The 7,366-nt window shown below is 60.1% G+C and carries 6 protein-coding genes; 5 read left to right on the forward strand and 1 reads right to left on the reverse strand.

Annotation, left to right across the window (positions count from 1 at the left end; all coding sequences use genetic code 11):
• Nucleotides 1-250 precede the first annotated feature (250 nt).
• Entirely contained in the window at nucleotides 251-1,627 is a 1,377-nt protein-coding gene (locus P0D96_RS35320; RefSeq protein WP_408318298.1) for an MFS transporter, read from the forward strand.
• A 128-nt stretch (nucleotides 1,628-1,755) separates the two neighbouring features.
• Here P0D96_RS35320 and P0D96_RS35325 read toward each other — a convergent pair whose 3' ends face one another.
• Nucleotides 1,756-2,979 (reverse strand): CaiB/BaiF CoA transferase family protein, encoded by a 1,224-nt coding sequence (locus P0D96_RS35325; RefSeq protein WP_408179659.1) that lies wholly within the window; start codon nucleotides 2,977-2,979, stop codon nucleotides 1,756-1,758.
• A gap of 339 nt (nucleotides 2,980-3,318) precedes the next feature.
• On the opposite strand from P0D96_RS35325, the gene P0D96_RS35330 reads away from it, so the two are divergent.
• From P0D96_RS35330 to P0D96_RS35345, 4 genes are all read left to right on the forward strand, one after another.
• Nucleotides 3,319-4,161: an IclR family transcriptional regulator gene (locus tag P0D96_RS35330; RefSeq protein ID WP_408318286.1), complete on the forward strand. Its 843-nt coding sequence runs from the start codon at nucleotides 3,319-3,321 to the stop codon at nucleotides 4,159-4,161.
• 51 nt (nucleotides 4,162-4,212) lie between these two features.
• Nucleotides 4,213-5,409, forward strand: a complete 1,197-nt coding sequence (locus P0D96_RS35335) for an acyl-CoA dehydrogenase family protein (RefSeq protein WP_408318288.1) — start codon at nucleotides 4,213-4,215, stop codon at nucleotides 5,407-5,409.
• Between the two features lie 71 nt (nucleotides 5,410-5,480).
• A complete protein-coding gene (locus P0D96_RS35340; RefSeq protein ID WP_408179661.1) occupies nucleotides 5,481-6,740 on the forward strand; it encodes an MFS transporter in 1,260 nt (419 codons plus the stop codon).
• A gap of 71 nt (nucleotides 6,741-6,811) precedes the next feature.
• Nucleotides 6,812-7,366: electron transfer flavoprotein subunit beta/FixA family protein (locus P0D96_RS35345; RefSeq protein WP_408318290.1), on the forward strand; the 555-nt coding region annotated here is incomplete at its 3' end.

Below are 7,366 nucleotides of genomic sequence, written 5' to 3' on the forward strand. Positions count from 1 at the left end.
GTATTCCCGCCGGGAATCAAACGGTGCCGCGCTTTCCTCGCGTTACGGCCAACAATCTCGATGTCGTCTTCCGTCGCAAACACCGAGAGTCAGGAACCGCAATGGCCAGCGCAATCAACCCTTTTTTCATTGCTCGCGTCAATCGACGCCTGCATTCAGGGCGGAACGATAGACAGGAATGTACCTTGAACTAAAGGAGCCGATCTTGTCCGACACTTCGAACGCTGGCATACGCGCCGTCGACGCCCCGATATCCGCACAGAACCGCCGTGCGATGGTAGCGGTCATGTTAGCGGTCGCGCTGGCGACACTCGATACCGCGATCGCGAACACGGCGCTTCCCACGATAGCCGCCGAACTCCATTCCACACCGGCAGCATCCGTGTGGATCATCAATGCCTATCAACTCGCCATGGTGGCGACAATTTTGCCATTCGCCGCGCTAGGGGATGTTCTCGGGCACCGGCGCATATACATCGGTGGCCTGGTTGTGTTCACTGTTGCGTCGCTTGCCTGCTCGGTCGCCTCGACTCTACCGTCGCTCGTCACCGCCCGCATTCTGCAAGGGCTTGGCGCGAGCGCGATTACGAGCGTCAGCATCGCGCTGGTCCGCTCACTTTATCCGCCTCATCTGCTTGGACGCGGTGTCGGGACGAACGCCCTCGTCGTCGGGGTGTCGGTCGCAGTAGGGCCGACTGTCGCCTCGCTGATCCTTTCCGCGGCTGCATGGCCATGGCTCTTCATGGTGAACGTGCCGCTAGGCCTCGTTGCACTCGCGTTTGCGCTGCCCGCGTTACCGCAGACGACCCGGGGCACGCATCCGTTCGATCCCTTGGCCGCATTGCTGAACGTCGTCACTTTTGCGTCGCTGATTTATGCGCTTGGCGAAGCTGCACAACGTGCGCCTGCTACGCGCGTGTTCAGCATCGTGGCAATCACACTGGTCTTCGGTGGACTACTGACTCGGCGAGAAGCCGGGCGTACCGCGCCCATGCTGCCCGTCGACTTGCTCAAGCGGCCGGAGTTTTCGTTGTCGGCGATAACGGCCGTCTGCGCTTTCGCCGCGCAGGGCCTCGCATTCGTCTCGCTTCCGTTCTATTTCCAAGAGGTGCTCCATCGCGGCCAGATCGAGACGGGTTTCATGATCACGCCATGGCCCGTTGTCGTCGCGCTTGTCGCGCCGGTTGCCGGACGACTGTCCGACCGCTACCCGCCTGGCCTGCTGGGCGCGATCGGTCTGGCTTGCTTAAGCGCAGGCTTAGTGTCGCTTGCGCTGTTGCCCGATCATCCGCCCGTCCACGTCATTACCCTGAGGATGGCGATCTGCGGGGTAGGGTTCGGCTTTTTCCAATCGCCCAATCTGAAGGCACTCATGGCAAGCGCACCGCCCGCGCGCAGCGGTGGAGCAAGCGGCATCATCGCGACTTCGCGGTTGCTCGGGCAGGCCACCGGCGCTGCACTCGTAGCCTTGAGTTTCAGCATTGCCGGCCATCACGGCCCGACGCTCGCGCTGACAGGCGGCGCGATGTTCGCGGCCGCGGCCAGCATTGCAAGTGGATTGCGCCTGTTTGCGCGCTCGCATCGGTCGGCGGAACACGGGAGGATGATCGACCAGAGGGCGGAATGACGCGATCGGTTAACTTAGCCCTCTCGGATCCGTAGTTTGAAAGTCTGCAGTTTCATATCGAGCGGGACCCACCAGGGACCCGGTCCGACGACTTCTTCAGCAGGGGAGCTTCCTGCATCGGGCGCGTGTCAAACGATGCCTTTTCTCCGCAGCTCACCGAGTTCATCCGCATCGATCCCACACAGCGATACCAGCACATCATCGGTATGTTGCCCGAGCGTCGGCGGCGCACTTCGATATTGGATCGGCGACGCTGACATCCGGATCGGATTCGCCACGCCAGGCGCGCTGCCCGAGAGCGGATGGGGCAAATCCACCCGCATACCGCGGTATTGGACCTGTGGGTGTGCGAACGTCTGCGCGATGTCGTTGATCGGTCCGCAAGGTATGCCCGCGGCCGCGAGCGGCGTCACCCACTGCTCGATCGTGCGCGTGACCAGGATTTCCTGAATCATTGGAACGAGCATTTCACGGTTCATCACGCGTGCCGCATTCGTCGCAAATCCCGGATCCGTTGCCAGGTGTGCGCAATCCGCAATCTCGCAGAACTTGCGAAACTGTCCATCGTTACCGACCGCCAGCACGATTTGCCCATCTTTGGCCTTGAACACCTGGTAAGGCACGATGTTCGCGTGCGCATTGCCCTCTCGCTTCGGCGTCTTGCCCGATACCAGGTAGTTGAGGTTCATGTTCGCCATTGCCGCGACTTGCACATCGAGCAAGGCCATGTCGATGTATTGGCCTTCGCCCGTCTCGGTACGATGCGCCAGTGCGGCCAGGATGCCGACGGTTGCATACATGCCCGTCATCAGGTCGGCAAACGCTACGCCGACCTTTTGCGGACCACCACCCGGCAGTTCGTCCCGCTCACCGGTGATGCTCATCAATCCGCCCATGGCCTGAACGATGAAGTCGTAACCGGCCATCTTCGAGAGCGGACCGTCTTGCCCGAAGCCCGTTATCGAGCAGTAAATGAGTTGTGGATTGATGGCGCGCAGATCGCTGTACGCAAGCCCATAGCGTGCCATGTCGCCGACCTTGTAGTTCTCGATGAACACGTCGCACTGTTGCGCCAGCTTGCGGATGATGGCTTGCCCTTCATGCGTCGCAATGTCCAGCGTCACCGATTTTTTGCCTCGATTTGCCGACAGGAAATAGGCGGACTCGCCAGTGGCATTGCCGTCATGGTCGTGCAGGTAGGGCGGGCCCCAGCCGCGCGTGTCGTCGCCTGTGCCGGGACGTTCGATCTTGATCACTTCAGCGCCCAGGTCCGCCAGCGTTTGGCTCGCCCAGGGGCCGGCAAGGACGCGGGACAGATCGAGAATGCGAAGGTGTGAAAGTGCGCTGGACATGAACGTCATCCTGAAGTCGAAGGTAATTCGGGGGTGCTTCTGTTAGGTCCGCTGTGCGGACCAGTAAGATAGAATCTGAACTGATACGCACATTAGCGGACTCGGTACGGAATGTAAACACCGTTGCCGCGGCAGGTGATAGCAGTCGAAAGTGGCCGCGAGCATGCAATATTGCCGAGATTTTGATCGCGCGATCCGGTTTGTTACGCAAAATTGCACGATCGTTCCAAAATGGTCCGCTATGCGGACCGAAATTCGAAAACGTTTGACACGGAGATTTTCGCCATGACAGGATTCGGCAAAAGGAAGGGTTCGGGAGAGCAGGAGCAGAGTGCAGCCATGTCGAAGACGAAGAGCGCGGCGGGATCATCGGTCCCTCCGTACGAGCAACGTGACATGGCGCGTTTCGACGAAGAGGCGGGCACGGATCGGCAGTTCGTGACCGCGCTAGCGAGGGGACTCGAGGTGCTGCGGTGCTTCGGCCCCGGGGAGCGCTATCTGGGGTTGTCGGAGTTGGCTCGTCGCACGAGCCTCCCGAAAGCAACCGTGGCGCGATTGGCGGGCACGCTCGCGAAGCTTGGCTATCTGCGCTATTCGGAGTCGCTCGGGAAATACAGCCTTGGCACCGGTGTTCTCTCGCTTGGCTATTCGATGCTGTCGAATCTGGACATCCGCGATGTCGCGCGCCCGTTCATGCAGGAGCTTGCCGAGTATGCGCGCGCGTCGGTGGCCGTCGGGGTTCGTGATCGTCTCTCGATCGTCTACATCGAGTGGGTGCGCAGCAGCGCGCCGATTACGGTAATGCGTGCGGTCGGCGTCCGCTTGCCGCTCGCGACGACGTCGATTGGACGGGCGTACCTTGCAGCGGCGCCGGAGGATGAGCGCAACGAGGTGCTCGAGCAAGTGCGTCTTCAGGATGAATCGGACTGGCCGCGCATCAAGCGCGGTATCGATCAGGCAGTGAAGGACTACGAGGAACGCGGCTTCTGCCTCTCGGTCGGTGAATGGGACAAAGATATTGCGAGCGTCGGCGCGCCGTTCACGGCACCCGATGGCACGCGCATGGCTTTCAACTGCGGCGGCCCGGCATTCGTGATGAGCCGGGACACGCTGGAAAACGACATTGGTCCACGCCTCGTGGACCTGGTGCAACGCTTAGGTGCCGCCATAGGGCGGCGATGAACGACACGTGGGACGCTTGAACGAAGCGCCTCGCTGGAATCAGGAATACAGATGATCCGTGACCATGAAACGCTAATCCTCCTTCTCGGCGCAGTTTCGCGCTTCGTGCGCGAGCGGCTCGTCCCCGCCGAGGATCAAGTAGCGGAAACAGACCAGATTCCCGCTGACATCGTTGCCGAGATGCGCGAGCTCGGGCTCTTTGGCCTTTCCATCCCCGAGGAATACGGTGGTCTCGGGCTCACGATGGAAGAGGAAGTGCTTGTGGCGTTTGAAATCGGGAAAACGTCGCCATGCTTTCGCTCGTTGTTCGGCACCAATGTCGGTATCGGGTCGCAGGGAATCATCATCGATGGAACGGCAGAACAGAAGCAACACTATCTGCCTCGGCTCGCGTCGGGCGAACTCATCGCCTCCTTCGCGCTGACCGAGCCGGGTTCCGGTTCGGATGCCGCTTCACTGAATACGCGGGCCGTGCGCGACGGTGACCACTATGTCATCGACGGCACCAAGCGCTTCATCACGAACGCACCCGAAGCCGGCATCTTTACCGTCATGGCTCGCACCAATCCCGATGTCAGAGGTGCGGGCGGCATCTCCGCATTCATCGTCGAAAGAGGCATTCCCGGTGTATCGCTAGGGAAAATCGACAAAAAGATGGGGCAGAAAGGCGCGCATACATGTGACGTCATCTTCGAAAACTGCCGTGTGCCTGCGCAAAACCTCATTGGAGGTATCGAGGGAATCGGCTTCAAAACCGCTATGAGAGTGCTGGACAAAGGGCGTCTGCACATTGCTGCGATTTGTGTTGGCGCGGCCGAACGCATGCTCGACGATGCCCTTCACTACGCGATGGAGCGGCAGCAGTTCGGCAAGCCGATCGGCGAATTTCAGCTTGTCCAGGCCATGCTGGCCGATAGCAAGGCGGAGATCTACGCCGCTCGTTCGATGGTGCTCGATGCGGCACGTCGGCGGGACAACAAGGAGGACGTATCGACGGAGGCTTCGTGCTGCAAGCTCTTCGCTTCGGAGATGTGTGGCCGTGTAGCCGATCGCGCCGTGCAGATCCACGGCGGCGCGGGATATGTCTCCGAGTATGCGATCGAACGCTTTTACCGCGATGTGCGCCTGTTCCGCATCTACGAAGGCACGAGCCAGATTCAGCAACTTGTCATCGCGCGAAACATGATACGCAACGCGAGTATCTGCTCGCTGCCGCAGTGTCGAAAAAGTGAAGTGTGCGGTGACTGATCACCGCAAATCGTTTGCCGTAAAAGCACCAGAGAGCGCTTGCGGCATGTTTGTCGCATGGAGGAGTGTAGATGGAAATCAATTCGTTTAGCCGGCAAGGCTTGATCGCCCACGATCGTGTATGGATCGCGGCATTTGTCTTTGCTTTTCTGGGTCTGATGGTCGACGGAGCCGACCTGATGTTCCTGTCCTATAGCCTGTCGAGTCTCAAGCGCGAATTCGGGCTCTCGAATGTAGAAGCGGGGGCGCTCGGCAGTATCACGCTCGCCGGCATGGCGATCGGCGGCATCTACGGCGGATGGGCCTGTGATCGCTTCGGCCGCGTGCGCACGGTGGTCTGGACTATCGCGGTGTTTTCGATTGGTACGGCAGCACTCGGCTTCACGCACACCTTCTCACAGTTCGCGGTTTTTCGCTTCATTGCAGCGCTTGGGCTCGGCGCACAGTACGTGGCGTGCAATACGTTGATGTCCGAATATTCGCCTACCCGATTTCGTTCGACGATCCTCGGCACGCTACAGGCAGGCTGGTCGGTGGGCTATGTCGTGGCAACCGTTCTGGCCGCCTGGATTCTGCCCGAGTTCGGCTGGCGCTATCTCTTCTTCATCTCGATTGTTCCTGTCGTCCTTGCGTTGATCATGCAGCGTATTGTTCCCGAGCCGGAGAGTTACGTTGCGTCGCGGGATGCGCGTCGTCGCGGCGAGGCCGTCGGAAAAGAAAGCGGCGCGGGTACGATGAAGCTCGTCTTTGGCGATCAGGCTCACCGTCGCATGTTCATGCTGTGGTCGCTGACGGCAGGTCTGTTGCAGTTCGGCTACTACGGTGTCAGCAACTGGATGCCGACCTACTTGGAGAAGGAACTGCATCTGAACTTCTCGTCGATGACGAGCTATATGGTCGGCACCTATGTCGCCATGATCCTCGGAAAGATCATGGCAGGCTGGCTCGCGGACAAGTTTGGCCGGCGAGCGGTGTTCGCATTCGGTGCATTCGGCGCGGCGGTGTTCTTGCCGGCGATCGTGCTGTGGCACACGCCCGGGAACATTGTCTATCTGATGACCTTTTTTGGCCTCCTTTACGGAATGCCGTATGGCGTGAACGCGACTTACATGACCGAGAGTTTCGAGGCCCGCATTCGCGGCTCGGCCGTCGGCGGCGCATACAACCTGGGACGTGCCGGCGCGGCGATTGCGCCTGCCGCAATTGGATTCCTTGCAACGAACGGAACGATCGGGCTTGGTTTTCTGGTCATGGGCGGGGCCTACTTTCTTTGCGGTCTTGTGCCCGCGCTCTTCATCAGAGAGAAACTCTACGATCCGCAGAATGCGTGACCGTAACGACTGACCGGGGCCGTACCTGCTCAGGTTGCGGGGCGGCGGCATATTTGTTGATTGAGGTATTTATGAAGATTCTGGTGCCAGTCAAAAGAGTGGTCGATTACAACGTGAAAGTCCGAGTCAAGTCGGACGGCACGGGCGTCGACATCGCGAACGTGAAGATGTCGATGAATCCGTTCGATGAAATCGCGGTTGAAGAAGCGGTGCGTCTGAAGGAAGCGGGCGTGGCGACGGAAGTGATCGCTGTGTCGGCGGGTGTCACGCAATCGCAGGAAACGCTGCGCACGGCGCTGGCGATCGGCGCGGATCGCGCGATCCTGATCGAGTCTTCAGTGGAACTGCAGCCGTTGGCCGTGGCCAAGCTGCTGAAGGCGCTGGTCGACAAGGAGCAGCCGCAGCTGGTCATTCTCGGCAAGCAGGCGATTGACGACGATTCGAACCAGACCGGCCAGATGCTGGCTGCACTGGCGAATCTGCCGCAAGCTACCTTCGCATCGAAGGTTGTCGTCGCTGACGGCAAGGCGACCGTTTCGCGTGAAGTGGACGGTGGCGCTGAAACGCTGTCTTTAAAGCTCCCCGCAGTCATCACCACGGACTTGCGCCTGAACGAGCCGCGCTAC

This window comes from Paraburkholderia sp. RL17-347-BIC-D (assembly GCF_046027915.1).
Lineage (GTDB): Bacteria > Pseudomonadota > Gammaproteobacteria > Burkholderiales > Burkholderiaceae > Paraburkholderia.

Excerpts from the sequence above, each read along its gene's own strand:
- P0D96_RS35335 (WP_408318288.1), top strand. The coding sequence starts at position 4,213 with ATGATCCGTGACCATGAAACGCTAATCCTCCTTCTCGGCGCAGTTTCG.
- P0D96_RS35325 (WP_408179659.1), bottom strand. The coding sequence starts at position 2,979 with ATGTCCAGCGCACTTTCACACCTTCGCATTCTCGATCTGTCCCGCGTC.
- P0D96_RS35330 (WP_408318286.1), top strand. The coding sequence starts at position 3,319 with ATGTCGAAGACGAAGAGCGCGGCGGGATCATCGGTCCCTCCGTACGAG.
- P0D96_RS35340 (WP_408179661.1), top strand. The coding sequence starts at position 5,481 with ATGGAAATCAATTCGTTTAGCCGGCAAGGCTTGATCGCCCACGATCGT.